This window comes from Methylomicrobium lacus LW14, from assembly GCF_000527095.1.
Classification (GTDB): Bacteria; Pseudomonadota; Gammaproteobacteria; order Methylococcales; family Methylomonadaceae; genus Methylomicrobium; species Methylomicrobium lacus.
In genome coordinates, this window is record NZ_AZUN01000001.1 from 2,376,996 (window position 1) to 2,392,500 (window position 15,505).

The following is a 15,505-nucleotide window of genomic DNA, read 5'->3' on the forward strand; positions in this document are numbered from 1 at the left end:
AAGGCGAAAGTTCAACGCTTTCGCCTGGCGCTCACACTTCAAAACTGTGCGCGAAGCCGTGCATCACGCAAATCAACAGCACGCCGGCCGCGATCAGTGCGATCTGCTCCAGCGAAGCCTTCAATTCGGTCTTTTTGTGCAAGGTCGGAATCAAATCGGCCACCGCGACATAGATGAAGCTCGACGCGGCCAGCGCCAGGATATAAGGCAGCATATGATGCAAATCCTCCAGGCTGAAATAAGCCAGCACGCCGCCCAACACCGTCGCCAGGCTGGATAGGATGTTATAGAACAGCGCCTTGGCCCTGCCGTAGCCGCTTTCCAGCAGAATCGCGAAATCCCCGACTTCCTGCGGGATTTCGTGCGCCGCGACCGCCAGGCTGGTCACGATGCCGAGTTTCGGGTCGGTCAGAAAGGCGGCGGCGATCAGGATGCCGTCGACAAAGTTATGAATGCTGTCGCCCAGAATGATCAACGCGCCGGCCGAATGCCGATGCTCCGGCCCATGGCTGTGCGCGTGATGGCCGTGCTCGTGTGCATGCGGCTCCTCGCCATGCGCCTCGCAGGTATTGAAATGACAATGCCGCCAGATCAGCAGTTTTTCGAGCACGAAAAAGCTCAGAATCCCGGCCAGGATCGTCGCGGACAAACCGCGGAACTGCTCCGGCTTGACTTCCTCGAAAGCGTGCGGGATCAAGCCCCAAAACGCAACCGCCAACAACGCGCCGATCGCAAAACTGATGCCATGCGGCAGCACGTGACTTCTCTTCTGGTCCGGCAGCAGCAGAAACAGCCCGGCCGCGAGTACACTCAGCACCCCGCCGAGGGTCGTAAAGATGATGATCAACAACAATAGATTCACGCGTTTAATCTCTCCAGATCAATGTCGCCATGCGTCCGGTAACCGTGTCCCGACGATAGGAATAAAACCGGTCCGCATCGGTGACTGTGCAAAAGCGGCCGCCGTAGATGTTCGTCACGCCCAGCGCATTCAGTTCGATGCGCGCCAGCCGATAAATATCGGCCAGCCATTTAGCGTCCGCTTGCGGCCTGAAGGCCTCGCCGAATGCCGGTGATTTTTGCACGAAGGCGGCGCGCACCTCCGCCCCGACTTCGAAAGCGCCGGGGCCGATCGCAGGACCCAGCCAGACCAGCAACTCCGCCCCCTCCATAGCCGCCACCGTATTGCCGATCACCCCGGCCAACAAACCGCGCCAGCCGGCATGGATCGCCGCGACACGGCGGCCGTCGGCCGAACACAACAGAAGCGGCAGACAATCGGCGGTCATCACCACACAGACCACGCCCGGCGCGTCGGCATAACTTGCATCGGCCTGCGGCGGCATCAAAGCAGCAGCCGCCTTCACGGCCTGATTGCTGTGAATCTGCTCCAGCCAGACCGGCTCGGACGGCAGCGCCAGACTTTCGCGGATAAACTTGCGGTTGCGCATCACCGCGTCAACATCGTCGCCGACATGCAGCGCGGGATTCAGGCTCTTATAAGGCCCGGCGCTGACGCCGCCGGTCCTGAGCGTCATCGCCGCATGCACGCCGGCCGGCGCAGGCCAATCGGGAAACAGAAAAGGCTCAGCGCCGCTCATTGTCTTCCAGGGCCTCCAGCAAACGCTGCATGTCTTCCGGCAAAGGCTGCTCCCATTCCAGATACTCCTCGGTGACAGGATGCAGCAGTCCTAGTTTCGCCGCATGCAGCGCCTGGCGCTTGAAATTGCGCAATTCGGCTTCGAGCCGTTCGCCGCAGTTCGGCGGCATTTGGAAACGGCCGCCGTAGACCGGATCACCGAGCAGCGGATAGCGGATATGCGCCATGTGCACCCGGATCTGATGCGTGCGCCCGGTTTCGAGCATCACCTGCATGAAGGTATGCTGCGCAAAACGCTTGAGCACCCGGTAATGCGTGACCGCATGCTTGCCTGCTTGCCTGACCGCATAGCGCTTGCGGTCGGTCGGATGCCGACCGATCGGCTCATCGATCGTGCCGCCGGCCGTCATCCAGCCGCGCGCGATCGCGAGATATTCGCGGGTAATCTCGCGCTCCTGCAACTGCTGCGTCAGGCTGTTATGCGCCTGCAAGGTCTTCGCGATCATCAAAAGGCCGCTGGTTTCCTTGTCGATTCGGTGCACGATGCCCGCGCGCGGCAAGGTTTCGAGATGCGGCTCATGATGCAGCAAGGCATTCAGCAAGGTGCCGTCCCAGTTGCCGACCGCAGGATGCACGACCAGACCGGCCGGCTTGTTGACTATCAACAGGCTGTCGTCTTCATAGACGATATCCAGCGGGATGTCTTGCGGTTCGGACTCGACCACGACCTCTTCTTCCGCCTCCAGCGTAATCTCTTCACCTCCGTCCAGCTTCTCCCTCGCCTTCAATACTCGGCCGTTCACCGTGACCCGGCCCGACTTGACCCAGGTTTGCAAACGGGTTCTTGAATAATCGGCAAATACTTCCGCCAATACCTGATCCAGGCGCATGCCCGCCAATTCATACGGCACCACGGCCGTCAATCTTTCCATCACAAGCTCTTCTGATTCGCTCTGCGTTAAGTTATACTCGTTCAATTAAACCGGTTTTGACAGCTTAATATCCGTTCTAAAACTCGCCTGCTTCTCTCGCTTTGGAGAGCAGTCAGGTTAAATACATCGTTGAGTTTAAACACCCTCATCCTAACCGTCTCCCGCAAAGGGGGAAGAGATCAAGCACGAGAGCCCTAAACCGGCAAGAAAACTGCTCATCTTACTACATCGATAGCACTATGCGATTAATTTTGTTAAAAAGTTTATTTATTTGCTGGCTGGGCCTGTCGCTGACCGGCTGCGAATCGCTGAAAAATTTCTCGTTCAGCAAGGATTCCGAGACCGAAGACGAATACAAAGACTGGAATCTCGAAAAATTCCGCAAGGAGGCGCAAACCGCCGTCGATGCCGGCAATTACGAAAAGGCGGCCAAGCTATACGAAGCGCTGGAGGCTCGCTATCCGTTTGGCGAAACTTCCGCGCAAACCCAGCTCGACGTGGCCTATGCCTATTATAAGAGTAACGACCCCGACGCCGCGCTCGCGGCCGCCGACCGCTTCATCAAGATCAACCCGCGTAATCCGAGCGTCGATTATGCCTATTATCTGAAAGGGCTGGTCAATTACAACCGCGGCTTCGGCTTTGTGGACCGCTTCCTGCCGACCGACACCTCGCAACGCGATACCAGCACGGCCAAGGAAGCCTATGAAAATTTTTCGGAACTGGTCAAGCGCTTCCCGAACAGCAAATATGTACCGGATTCCAAACAGCGGATGATCGCGCTGAAGAACAACCTGGCGATGCATGAAGTGCATGTCGCCCGCTATTACATGAAACGCAAGGCTTATGTCGCCGCCGTAAACCGGGCATCGGAAGTAATCGAAAAATACCAGCGGACGCCGGCGGTGCCGTTTGCTTTGGAAGTCTTGAAGGAAGCCTACGAAAAACTGGAGATGCCGGATCAAGCCAGCAATATCGACCGGATTTACCGGCAAAATTACCCGGACGGCCCGCCGGTTCCCGAGCACAAGAATGCGACTTTTTCGCACAAGGTCTGGGATTTTATCGGCTTGGAAAAATAGCGGGAATTGGCGTTACCGCGGCGGCGCCCGCTGCGCCGCCGTCATTTGATTCAATGCAGGGAGCGCAGACACTCACCCACAAAGAGCGGCAAAATCAGCCGCCCTTGACCTTCTTCTCCAACTCTTCCCGGCTCAAATGCCGCACCGCTTCGCCTTTGACCATATAGATCAAATGCTCGCAGATGTAACAGGCATGATCGCCTATCCGCTCCATCGCGCGCACAGTCCACAGCACGTTGATCGTGCGGGTGATGTTGCGCGGGTCCTCCATCATGTGCGTGATTAACTGGCGGATGATGCTCGCATATTCGCGATCGACATTGTCATCCAGGTGGGTAATCGCCGGCACTTCCTCGATGCTCATCCGCGCAAACGCGTCGAGCGAGCGGTGCAGCATGTCTTTGACCAGATTCGACATATGCTGGATTTCATAATACTGATCGATCTTGCCGTCGCTGTCGGCCGACTGAATTGCCAATTTCGAGATGCGCTCGGCCAGGTCGCCGACGATTTCGAGCTCGTTGATCACCTTGATCACGGTCAGGAGTAAGCGCAGATCGAACGCGGCCGGCTGTCTGAGCGCCAGAATCTGTGTGCATTCGCGGTCGATCTCGACCTCCAACGCATCGACCTGATTGTCCTGTTTGATCACCAATTCGGCCATTTCGATGTCGCCCGTCGAAAAGGCCTGCATCGCGAGTTCCACTTGCTGCTCGACCAAACCGCCCATCGTCAGCACTTTGTTGCGGATGTCTTCGAGTTCTTTGTTGAACTGCCCGGAGATATGATGCCCGATTTTATTGCTGTCCATTGTCCCCTCCTTTAACCGTAACGGCCGGTGATGTAATCTTCTGTCTGTTGCTTTCTGGGATTCGTGAACAGCTCGCTGGTGGAGCCCATTTCGATCAGTTCACCCATGTACATGAAAGCCGTGTAATCGGACACGCGCGCTGCCTGCTGCATGTTGTGCGTCACGATAACGATAGTATAGTGCTCCTTCAATTCGTTGATCAGCTCCTCGATTTTCAGGGTTGAGATCGGATCGAGGGCCGAAGCCGGCTCGTCGAGCAATAACACTTCCGGCTCGATCGCAATCGCGCGCGCGATCACCAGACGCTGCTGCTGGCCGCCGGACATACCGAGCGCATTGTCGTTCAGACGGTCTTTCATCTCATCCCACAGCGCCGCGCCGCGCAGCGCCTTTTCGACCGTTTCCTCGAGCGTAATTTTATCGTTGATGCCCTGAATCCGAAGACCGTAGGCGACATTTTCGAAAATCGATTTCGGAAACGGATTCGGTTTCTGGAACACCATGCCGACCCGCCGGCGCAGCGCCGCGACGTTGACCGACTTGTCATAGATATTGTCGCCATCCAGCAAGATCCGGCCTTCGATGCGCGCGCTGTCGACCAGATCGTTCATCCGGTTGATGCAGCGCAACAACGTCGATTTGCCGCAGCCGCTGGGGCCGATATAGGCGGTGACCTTTTTTTTCGGAATATCCATATTGATGCCGTGCAAGGCCTGTTTTTCTCCATAAAACAGGTTCAGATTGTCGACCTTGATGCAGACTTCGGAAGTCTCGGCCTGATCGATCGGACCACGCAGAATCGATTTCATGTCGATCGCATGGGTGCGTGCTTGTTGTGATGTCATGATGATTAACCTTCAAGAGCTCTATATTTTTCCCTCAGATGGTTGCGGATTACGATCGCGGACAAATTGAGCCCGACAATCACCACGACCAACAACAACGATGTCGCATAAACCAAGGGTCTTGCCGCCTCGACATTCGGACTTTGAAAGCCGACGTCATAAATATGAAAGCCGAGGTGCATGAATTTTCGTTCCATGTGTAAAAACGGGAAGTTGCCGTCCAACGGCAATGACGGCGCCAGTTTGACCACGCCGACCAGCATCAACGGCGCCACCTCGCCGGCCGCCCGGGCGACCGCCAGAATCAAACCGGTCATCATCGCGGGGCTCGCCATCGGCAATACCGTGTGCCACAACGTTTCAAACTTGGTCGCGCCGAGCGCCAGGCTGCCTTCGCGGATCGATTTCGGAATCCGCGCCAGGCCTTCTTCGGTCGAGACGATCACGACCGGCAGCGTCAACAGCGCTAGCGTGATCGACGCCCACATCAGGCCCGGCGTGCCGAACATCGGCGCAGGCGCGGCTTCCGGATAAAACAGACGGTCGATCTTGCCGCCCAAGATATAAACAAAAAATCCCAGGCCGAACACGCCGTAAACCACCGACGGCACCCCGGCCAGATTGTTCACCGCGATCCGGATCAGCCGCGTCATGAAACCCTGTTTCGCATATTCGCGCAAATACACCGCCGCGATCACGCCGAACGGCGTCACGATGATCGACATGATCACCACCATCAGAATGGTGCCGTAAATCGCCGGAAAAATGCCGCCTTCGGTATTCGCCTCGCGCGGATCGTCGGTCAGAAATTCGACCAATTTGGCCAGGTAATGGCCGATTTTGCCGAACACATTCATCTTGTTCGGCTGGTAAACCCTGACCACCTTGGCCAGCGCAATCTCGTGTTCGCTGCCGTCGTCCGCCGCCGCGACAAAACTGCCTTTGCGGATATCCTGGTACAAGGAAACCAATTGGGCCTGGAGCTTCTTATACTCGGCATCCAACGCCGACTTTTCGGCCGCGATGCGTTGCTGCGCCTTCGCATCCCAGCGTTTTTCCAACTCCAGCTTGCGCTGTTCCAGTCGCAGCCGCTCGAGGTCGTAGTTGACCGCGCCGATTTCCTTTTTTTCCAGATGGGATATTTTCTCGAAAATATCCAGCGCGGCCTTTAGCCGTTCCTGCAAGACCGGCATCGCCTCCGGCCCTTCGGCAACCACCTTGCCGCCGTCCTTGACTGCGACCAGACGGCCATAGAAATTACCCCATTCGCGCCGTTCGACCGCGATCAACTCGGGCGGATTGCTCTGCTGTTTGACTCGGCGAGCCTGTATCCAGCGAAAATCGGCGCCGCTGACATCACGGTTGCCGGTTTTGATCTGGTATTGCACCAGCACATCCTCGTCGTCGGCCATCGCATATCCGGTCGCTTTCGCCATCGCCGCCGGCGTGATACTGGTATCGATCAATTCGCCGACAATATCGCGCACTTGGCCGCTGTCTTCCTGATAACCGAATTGCACCAGTTCGCCCGGCCAAAAATGCCCGATGCCGCGCACGAATATCAGCCCCATCACGCCCAACACCATGATCAGACAGGCGCTGACCGCGGCGGCATTCAGCCAGATCCAGGGATTGCCGCTTTTAAACCATAACTTGATCATAACGAACTGTATTTTTCGCGTAGACGCTGACGGATGACTTCGGCCAGCGTGTTAAAAATGAAAGTGAACATAAACAGCACCAACGCGGCCAGAAACAACACCCGATAATGCGTACTGTCGACTTCCGCCTCCGGCATTTCGACCGCGATGTTCGCCGCCAGGGTTCTGAGTCCCTGAAACACGCTGAAATCCATCACCGGGGTGTTGCCGGTCGCCATCAATACGATCATCGTCTCGCCGATCGCGCGGCCGAGACCTATCATCACCGCCGAAAATATGCCGGGACTCGCGGTCAGCAGCACGACCTTGGTGACCGTTTGCCAAGGCGTTGCGCCCAATGCCAGGGAGCCGACCGTCAAATGCTTCGGCACACTGAAGATCGCGTCTTCCGCAATCGAGAAAATGGTCGGCACCACCGCAAAACCCATCGCGACGCCGACGATCAGCGCATTGCGCTGATCGTAGCCGATGCCCCATTCGCGGCTGAACCACTCACGCAGCGAACCGCCGAATAAGGCTGACTCCAGCGGTACGCTGACCTCAAACGCAAACCAGCCGGTAAACAGCAGCACCGGAATTAATAACACCGCCTCCCAGCCGTCGGGAATTTTATGCCGGATCGCTTTCGGGGCAAGTTGCCAAAGCAGCGCAAACAGCAGCACGCCGACCGGCAGCAGAATCAGCGCCGAAAAGATACCGGCCAGATGTTTTTCGATGAAAGGCGCCAGCCACAAGCCGGCCAGGAATCCCAGAATCACCGACGGCAAGGCGCCCATCAATTCGATGGTCGGCTTGACCACTTGGCGCATCGCCGGGGCCATGAAATAAGCCGCGTATATCGCACCCAGCAAAGACAGCGGCATCGCGACCAGCATCGCGTAAAACGCCGCCTTCAAGGTGCCGAATACCAGCGGCGTCAGGCTGTATTTCGGCTCGAAATCATTCGCTGCCGAAGACGATTGCCAGACATACTCGGGTTTTTGGTAGCTTTCGTACCAGACTTTGCCCCAGATCGATCCGAGCGAGACTTCTGGATGTTCGTTGCTGACCTTCCAGAAATGCACTTGGCCATCCTCGGACTGCATCAGTAAGGCATTCGCGCGCGGCGACAAGGCCGCCGCCACAGGATTCGCCGCGAAACTTTCCTCGAGCAAGCGCCTTTCCGCGGTCGAATTGAAGACCCCCATTTTACCGCCCGCATCAAAAGTCATGAAACCCTTGCGCCGCTGCTCGGATTCGATCGCGATGACCGGCTTATCGGAAACCTTGAAGGCCCTGATCTTTTTCAGCACCACATTATTCAATTCATCCTTGGCCTTGCTCCACTGAGCAACCAGTCCGGAAGAATCGGCGACCATCAGCGACAGATCGCCGTTTAGAAATACCAGACGGGTAATCGAGAGGCCCGCTTCGACCACATTTTGGCGTTGTCTGAGCACTGGCGCGCTTTTATCGGTGATATTGAAAAAACTGATGCTACCGTCGCGGCCGGCCAGAAACAGACTCTCGCCGTTCTTGTCGATCAACATCTCGGTGATGTCGCCCGCCTGAATATCCAGTTCCGCGTCAAGCCGTTGCAACGCCGCCTCTTCGGCAAACAGCGACTGCTCCTTTTCAAAATTGGCCAAATGAATCTTGTCGCCGGTTTTCGCGGCGATCACCGTCGCATCGTCTTCCCATTTGAGCGCGACCTTGTCGACCGGCGTCCCCGTCTCGACTATCATCAACGGCGCCTCGCCGAGAGGATAGCTGAGCTCAGGCTTAATCTTGCGGGCATCGTTCGCGTAGGTTACCTTATATTGGTCCTTAACCACGACCGCGCCGCCGTTCGACAATCCATAGATGAAGACGCCGGCATTGGCCGGGCTGCCCGGCGCGAAGCTGGTGATCGAGACGCCTTCGGGCACCGCGATCGCCTGAGTTAGCACGGTCTTGCCGGTAGCCACTTCAAAAAACACCACCTGGCCATTGTCGGTGAAACGGGCCGCAAGCTCATTCTGCTCCTCGATTTCGAGGAACAGCGTTTTACCCAGCGACTGTTCGGGCACCGCATACTGGCTGACCCGCGTCGCCGAGGCCTCGACAAACAGCGGATAGACCACATAGAGCAGGTAAAAGAAAATCAGAACGATCGCGACAAGAATGCCGAGACCACCGATGATGACGCCATAACGCGCCAATGTATCCTTGATCAAACGCCACCGCTGATAATAACCGGCAGCCGACTGTTGAATGGAGCCTGGCATGTTTCTAAGGTTGTTTATTTCAGACATGCAAAGATGCTAGCTTTTAAAAGTGACAATGATATAACAACATCAAAAAAAACGGCCAAGATTCGTTCCATAAATCTTGGCCGTCCAATCGAAAAGTTGCCATCTGAGAGAAGATACCGGCACGCTATGCCGGTATTCAGTGACGCTTTTCCCTAACCTGAGTACAAGGGGAATATACTGCGGAAATCCTATTTATTTGAGCGCTTCCATATATTTTTGAACTACCTTCACAGGCAGCGGAATATAACCGTCCTTGATTACGACTTCCTGGCCTTCCTTGGATAAAACCATCTTCATGAATTCATTCTCGAGCGGCGCCAGCGGCTGGTTAGGCTTCTTGTTCACATAGACGAACAAATAGCGCGTCAACGGATAAGTGCCGTTCAGCGCATTTTCGGGCGTCGCTTCGACATAATTGGTGGTGCCTTTTTTGGCCAAAGGCACCATTCTGACGCCGGAAGTCGTATAACCCATGCCGGAGTAACCGATACCGTTCGTCGAAGAAGTAATCGATTGCACGACCGACGCAGAACCGGGTTGTTCGTTCACGTTGCTCTTAAAGTCGCCTTTACAAAGCGCGTTCTCCTTGAAATAACCGTAAGTACCCGATACCGAGTTACGGCCATATAACTGGATGCTTTTCGCGCCCCAGGCCTTCACGCCGGCATCGCCCCAGTTTTCGATTTCTTTGCTGCCGCCGCATTTCAGCGTCGAGGAAAAGATCGCGTCAACTTGATCCATCGACAGGCCCTTGATCGGGTTATCCTTGTTCACCATCACCGCCAAGGCGTCAACGGCGACCGGAATCGCGGTCGGCTTATAGCCGTATTTGTCTTCGAAAGCCTCGATTTCGTCGTCTTTCATTTCCCGGCTCATCGGGCCCAGATTCGAGGTGCCTTCGGTCAGCGCAGGCGGCGCGGTCGAAGAACCTGCGGCCTGAATCTGAATATTCACATTCGGGTAGAAACGATTGAAAGTCTCGGCCCACAAAGTCATCATGTTCGCCAAGCTATCGGAGCCGACGCTGGACAAGTTGCCTGAAATCCCGCTAGCGGTTTGATAGGCAGGAAGGTTCGGGTCAACGGCCAATTTGGCGGCTGCCTGGCTGCTCAGGGGAGCGAATGACACAACACCCAGCGCCAATGCCAGCGATGTTTTTTTAAACGACAATTTCATATCAACTCTCAAAAAATAGATAGGTAAATGGACTCGTTGGAATTCATTGCGCATAGGTTAGTCATTGAATATGACAGAATTATGACAGCAGCAGAGTTTTCCACGTATGCTGATACGACCGAGTACAATAACGCGGCATACAGGCTATCTATTGATGTTAGAGCTGTGAGGCTTGAATAAAAGTTTAAGCTGAACGGATTGTGCTATGAAATTTTTCGTGCCTTTCGCGTTTTTTGTGGACAATGCATAAAGAACCGAGCAGGAAGCGGAACAAGACGACGAAAAGGGCTCTATCTCGCAGCATAACGGCGCAAATTCGCATCGCCGAGCCGCTCCAGCCAATAGCCGGCAGGCTCGGGTTTCGACAAGGCAAAGCCTTGCCGAAAGCGGGCGCCGCTGTGTTCGGCAATCGCCAATTGCCGCGCCGATTCGATGCCTTGCACGACGACTTCCCCGCCCGCCTGATGGATCAGATCGACGATCTTCGGCAAAACCTTCATGACTTTTTCATTGACGACCGCCTCCCTCAGCAAATCGCCGTGCAATTTGACGAAATCCGGCGTGATTTTCCACAGCCGTTTGACATAGGTCAGCTCCCTGCCGAAATCCGAAATCGCAATTTTGAAACCGCGGTCGCGGAAATTCCGCAAAGCCTTGTCGAGCGTCTGCTGATGTTCGAGAAAACTTTCCTCGAGTTCGATCACGACCCGATCCACCGGTACCGAGTGCGCATGCACGATCGCTTCAAAAACCTTGCCATGCGCATCGACTTGCGACAACAGCGCCGGATGCACGTTGATAAATAACAGGTCCTGTTCCTGTTTGAAGGCGAGAAAATTGAGCAGATGCAGGGTGCGGCAGATTCGATCGAAGAGCACCAAACCGCCGGCCTCCTCGATGTAGCGGAATACGAACTTGGGCTCGACCGGCAAGGCCCTCCCGATCGAAGGCCTGAGCAGGGCTTCATAGCCTATCGTCTGCTGATCGCTTCCTGTCGTAATGGGCTGAAAAACGCTGTCCAGCGCGAAGCCCCGGAACAGGCCGGAATAGCGGCTCGGTTTATCCTCTTTCAGATATTGCGTAAAATCATCAAGAAAGGCATCCTGCATTTTTTCGTTTAATACTTCGATTACGCTTTGGCTCATGGCGGCTTACTCCGGTGTAGAACAGGGCTAAACACCGATGATTCAGAATCGGCGGACTCACAACCTCTTCCGACCGAAAAAAAAAGGCGGGGTAAACCCGCCCAGAGGGCACATAACAAGGCTAATGACGATCGATCGGCGGTATTTGCACTTGCTGACGATCTTAGTGAAATTTTAATATTTGATAAAACGATATTATTCGATGGCTATATCTGTTAATTGCAGGGTGCGCCGCTCTCAGGCTCGCCTCGGCGCCTTGCCTAACGCAGTAGATTCAGCCCCTCATCTCAGAGTAGAATAGCGCTTTGCCTGGTTTTCCGGTTGGCATAGCGTCCGAGCGGAACCGACTTTCCTCGCCTACCCTGCTTACCGCCCTCAAGCCCATTCAAATAAGAGTTCGATTTCATGTCCGGTTTTTTCTCCAAACAACGCATTACCGCCTCCCAAGGTTATAACCGCTGGATGGTGCCTCCCGCCGCCTTGTCGGTGCACCTCTGCATCGGCCAGGCCTACGCCTTCAGCGTGTTCAATGATCCCTTGAGCAAGCTGATCGGCATCACCGCATCCACGCCCGACGACTGGAAACTGACCACGCTGGGCTGGACTTTCAGTCTCGCGATCGTGTTCTTAGGCCTATCGGCCGCCTTCGGCGGCAAATGGCTCGAAAAAGTCGGCCCCCGGCTGACCATGTTTGTCGCCGCCTGCTGTTTCGGCGGCGGCTTCTGGATCGCCGCGCTGGGCGTGTATCTGCATCAAATCTGGCTGGTCTATGCCGGCTATGGGGTGATCGGCGGCATCGGGCTAGGTCTCGGCTACGTATCGCCGGTGTCGACGCTGATTAAATGGTTTCCGGACCGGCGCGGCATGGCCACCGGCATGGCGATCATGGGCTTCGGCGGCGGCGCGATGATCGGCGCGCCGCTGGCGGTTTTGCTGATGGATCATTTCAAGTCGGCGACCTCGGTCGGCGCGCTCGAAACCTTCATGGTGATGGGCAGCGTGTATTTCGTATCGATGCTGATCGGCGCCTTGACGATACGGGTTCCGCCGAACGACTGGAAACCCGAAGGCTGGACGCCGCCGGTCATTCAGAACAAGATGATCACGAATAATCATGTGCACATCGACCGTGCCTTGCTGACGCCGCAGTTTTATTTGCTGTGGTTGGTGCTGTGTTTGAATGTGACCGCCGGCATCGGAGTCTTGGGTCAGGCGTCGGTAATGATTCAGGAAATGTTCAAGGGTGCGGTCACGCCGGCCTCGGCGGCCGGCTTTGTCGGCTTGCTCAGTCTGTTCAACATGGGCGGGCGTTTTTTTTGGTCCTCGGCCTCCGATTTTCTGGGCCGCAAGAATACCTACATCATTTTCTTCGCGCTCGGCGCGGTGCTTTACGCGACCGTGCCGACGCTGGGCCAGCTCGGCAACATCGGCCTGTTCATCCTGTTATATGCGATCATCATGAGCATGTACGGCGGCGGCTTCTCGACGATTCCGGCCTATCTGGCCGACATCTTCGGCACCCGCTATGTCGGCGGTATCCACGGCCGCCTGTTGACTGCCTGGTCAACCGCAGGGGTCGCAGGGCCGGTCCTGGTCAACTATATCCGCGAGTTTCAGATCGCCCAAGGGGTTCCGAAGTCGGATGCGTACAATGTGACGATGTATATCATGGCCGGCGTTTTAGTCATCGGCTTCATTTGCAATATGCTGATCCGGCCGGTGCACGCAAAACATCACATGCGCCATGATGAATTCGATGAACTCGACGGTGTTTTTCCACACGGCGCGGCGCCCGACGCGCACTAAGCCTGCTCGCTGATTAAAGAGACGAAAGATGAAACATCCTGATAAACCAAAATCCACCCCAGTGGCGCTGGTGCTGCTGTTTTGGCTGTACGTCGCCGCGCCGCTGACCTGGGGAATCTGGTCCACGTTGAAAAAGGCGATGGCGCTGTTTAACTGACTTCAAGCTGGGCATGCATGGCATGCCCTAAATCCACTCGGTACGCGATGCGTTCCCTATAAAATCAAGGTAACGGCACCGGATGCGTAAACACCGAATCGTTGTCCTTGACCTGGTCATGACAGGCCAGACATTCCTGCACAAATGACTGATCCGCGCCATAAGGCTTCTGCTCCATGCCGAGCCAGCGCGCAAACCCCCAGCCTCGGGTCTTCACATATTTGGCGGAGTCCTTGATCATGAATTCCGCATGCACGAACTCGCCGGGCACGGTAGCCGCCTCCCATTTCGGATGAATCTGATCCTTCCAGGCCAGCTTGCCGAGGATGCTTCCATCCGGCCAGGGTTTGGTATTGCCGGCTCTGGCCGCATTGACCGCCGTGTCGTTGCCTATGATTACCCGCATCGACTCCTTGTCCTGCCGGTGCGATACGCCGATCACGCGCCAGTTTTTGTAATAGGCCGGCAGTTCGATGCCGTTCGGCGCCGGCGCTGGCTTCTCGGTCGCCAGGACGCTGCTTGCGGCAAGCAAGGCGCCAAGAGTTAAGGTACTGATCAATTTCATCGGTTGCTCCTCTGAGTGTATTGGCAATCGGGGTTTATCTAGGCTTTTATTGCCCGCCCCGGATTATTGCCGATTATACCGGATTGCTGGCCAAATCATCAGCCGATGACTTACTGCCTCAAGCGAGCCCCTATCCGAAAAAATTCCGGACAAAAAAAACCCAAGCCGTGTGGCTTGGGTTTTCGGATTAAGAGCTTGGCAATTCCCTACTTTCGCATGGCAACCTGCCACACTATCATCGGCGCTAAGCGGTTTCACTTCCGAGTTCGGGATGGGATCGGGTGGTTCACGCTCGCTATGGTCACCAAGCAAACTGGTGCGGTTGACGATGATTGTCAACCTTCGGCAGGGCTGTCGCCGTGCCTTGGAAATCTGTAACATTTCGGTTCTCTTGCAGTCAAGCGTCAGCTGAACTGTAGTTTTCTTCTACAGCCACCCAAACCGATTGGGTGTTATATGGTCAAGCCTCACGGGCAATTAGTACACGTTAGCTACGCCCATTACTGGACTTCCACACCGTGCCTATCAACGTCGTAGTCTCCGACGGCCCTTCAGGGGACTTGAAGTCCCAGTGAGATCTCATCTTGGGAGGGGCTTCCCGCTTAGATGCTTTCAGCGGTTATCCTGTCCGAACGTAGCTACCCGGCAATGCCATTGGCATGACAACCGGAACACCAGCGGTTCGTCCACTCCGGTCCTCTCGTACTAGGAGCAGCTTCCCTCAAATCTCAAACGCCCACGGCAGATAGGGACCGAACTGTCTCACGACGTTCTGAACCCAGCTCGCGTACCACTTTAAATGGCGAACAGCCATACCCTTGGGACCTGCTTCAGCCCCAGGATGTGATGAGCCGACATCGAGGTGCCAAACACCGCCGTCGATATGAACTCTTGGGCGGTATCAGCCTGTTATCCCCGGAGTACCTTTTATCCGTTGAGCGATGGCCCTTCCATACAGAACCACCGGATCACTATGACCTACTTTCGTACCTGCTCGACCTGTCCGTCTCGCAGTCAAGCACCCTTATGCCATTGCACTCAGCGCATGATTTCCGACCATGCTGAGGGTACCTTCGTGCTCCTCCGTTACTCTTTGGGAGGAGACCGCCCCAGTCAAACTACCCACCAGACACTGTCCCCAATCCGGATTACGGACCTAGGTTAGAACTTCAAATAAACCAGGGTGGTATTTCAAGGTTGGCTCCACAGAAACTGGCGTTCCTGCTTCGAAGCCTCCCACCTATCCTACACAAGTCGATTCAAAGTCCAGTGTCAAGCTATAGTAAAGGTTCACGGGGTCTTTCCGTCTAACCGCGGGTAAACTGCATCTTCACAGCTATTTCAATTTCACTGAGTCTCGGGTGGAGACAGTGTGGCCATCGTTACGCCATTCGTGCAGGTCGGAACTTACCCGACAAGGAATTTCGCTACCTTAGGACCGTTATAGTTACG

The 15,505-nt window shown here is 55.6% G+C and carries 13 protein-coding genes and 2 rRNA genes (1 of these 15 running past the window's edge); 3 read left to right on the forward strand and 12 right to left on the reverse strand.

Annotation, left to right across the window (positions count from 1 at the left end; all coding sequences use genetic code 11):
• Positions 1–31: 31 nt before the first annotated feature.
• The 3 genes from METLA_RS0110760 to rluD are packed head-to-tail and all read right to left on the reverse strand — an operon-like array spanning position 32 to position 2,532.
• Complete coding sequence (locus METLA_RS0110760; protein ID WP_024298565.1) at positions 32–862, reverse strand: ZIP family metal transporter; 831 nt, start codon at positions 860–862, stop codon at positions 32–34.
• 4 nt (positions 863–866) lie between these two features.
• Positions 867–1,601, reverse strand: a complete 735-nt coding sequence (gene pgeF / locus METLA_RS0110765; RefSeq protein ID WP_024298566.1) for a peptidoglycan editing factor PgeF — start codon at positions 1,599–1,601, stop codon at positions 867–869.
• Positions 1,588–2,532, reverse strand: coding sequence for a 23S rRNA pseudouridine(1911/1915/1917) synthase RluD (rluD, locus tag METLA_RS0110770; RefSeq protein WP_024298567.1), 945 nt, complete (start codon positions 2,530–2,532; stop codon positions 1,588–1,590). Before rluD ends, pgeF begins: the two co-directional genes overlap by 14 nt.
• Positions 2,533–2,771: 239 nt before the next feature.
• Here rluD and METLA_RS0110775 point away from each other — a divergent pair, with 239 nt between their 5' ends.
• Entirely contained in the window at positions 2,772–3,614 is an 843-nt protein-coding gene (locus METLA_RS0110775; RefSeq protein ID WP_024298568.1) for an outer membrane protein assembly factor BamD, read from the forward strand.
• A gap of 94 nt (positions 3,615–3,708) precedes the next feature.
• Here the strand turns inward: METLA_RS0110775 and phoU are convergent, their stop codons facing one another.
• From phoU to METLA_RS0110805, 6 genes are all read right to left on the reverse strand, one after another.
• Complete coding sequence (gene phoU / locus METLA_RS0110780) at positions 3,709–4,425, reverse strand: phosphate signaling complex protein PhoU (protein ID WP_024298569.1); 717 nt, start codon at positions 4,423–4,425, stop codon at positions 3,709–3,711.
• A gap of 11 nt (positions 4,426–4,436) precedes the next feature.
• On the reverse strand, positions 4,437–5,270 hold the full coding sequence (pstB, locus tag METLA_RS0110785) for a phosphate ABC transporter ATP-binding protein PstB (RefSeq protein ID WP_024298570.1): 834 nt from the start codon (positions 5,268–5,270) through the stop codon (positions 4,437–4,439).
• 5 nt (positions 5,271–5,275) lie between these two features.
• A complete protein-coding gene (pstA, locus tag METLA_RS0110790; RefSeq protein WP_029646597.1) occupies positions 5,276–6,931 on the reverse strand; it encodes a phosphate ABC transporter permease PstA in 1,656 nt (551 codons plus the stop codon).
• Positions 6,928–9,204, reverse strand: a complete 2,277-nt coding sequence (locus METLA_RS0110795; protein WP_024298572.1) for an ABC transporter permease subunit — start codon at positions 9,202–9,204, stop codon at positions 6,928–6,930. The genes pstA and METLA_RS0110795 overlap by 4 nt, the downstream gene beginning before the upstream one ends.
• Positions 9,205–9,396: 192 nt before the next feature.
• A complete protein-coding gene (locus METLA_RS0110800) occupies positions 9,397–10,380 on the reverse strand; it encodes a PstS family phosphate ABC transporter substrate-binding protein (protein ID WP_024298573.1) in 984 nt (327 codons plus the stop codon).
• Between the two features lie 290 nt (positions 10,381–10,670).
• The gene (locus METLA_RS0110805; protein ID WP_024298574.1) at positions 10,671–11,525 is read right to left on the reverse strand and encodes an EAL domain-containing protein; all 855 of its coding nucleotides are present in this window, start codon (positions 11,523–11,525) and stop codon (positions 10,671–10,673) included.
• A gap of 405 nt (positions 11,526–11,930) precedes the next feature.
• Between METLA_RS0110805 and METLA_RS0110810 the strand changes: the two genes are divergently transcribed.
• Both METLA_RS0110810 and METLA_RS23740 read left to right on the forward strand, forming a co-directional pair.
• The gene (locus METLA_RS0110810) at positions 11,931–13,331 is read left to right on the forward strand and encodes an L-lactate MFS transporter (RefSeq protein WP_024298575.1); all 1,401 of its coding nucleotides are present in this window, start codon (positions 11,931–11,933) and stop codon (positions 13,329–13,331) included.
• A 28-nt stretch (positions 13,332–13,359) separates the two neighbouring features.
• A complete protein-coding gene (locus METLA_RS23740; RefSeq protein WP_281171946.1) occupies positions 13,360–13,488 on the forward strand; it encodes an MFS transporter small subunit in 129 nt (42 codons plus the stop codon).
• Positions 13,489–13,552: 64 nt separating this feature from the next.
• Here METLA_RS23740 and METLA_RS0110820 read toward each other — a convergent pair whose 3' ends face one another.
• From METLA_RS0110820 to METLA_RS0110830, 3 genes are all read right to left on the reverse strand, one after another.
• Entirely contained in the window at positions 13,553–14,053 is a 501-nt protein-coding gene (locus tag METLA_RS0110820; protein ID WP_024298576.1) for a cytochrome P460 family protein, read from the reverse strand.
• Between the two features lie 193 nt (positions 14,054–14,246).
• Positions 14,247–14,362: ribosomal RNA gene (rrf, locus tag METLA_RS0110825) — 5S ribosomal RNA — on the reverse strand.
• Positions 14,363–14,509: 147 nt separating this feature from the next.
• Positions 14,510–15,505 (reverse strand): 23S ribosomal RNA (locus METLA_RS0110830); it runs 1,897 nt beyond the window's last position.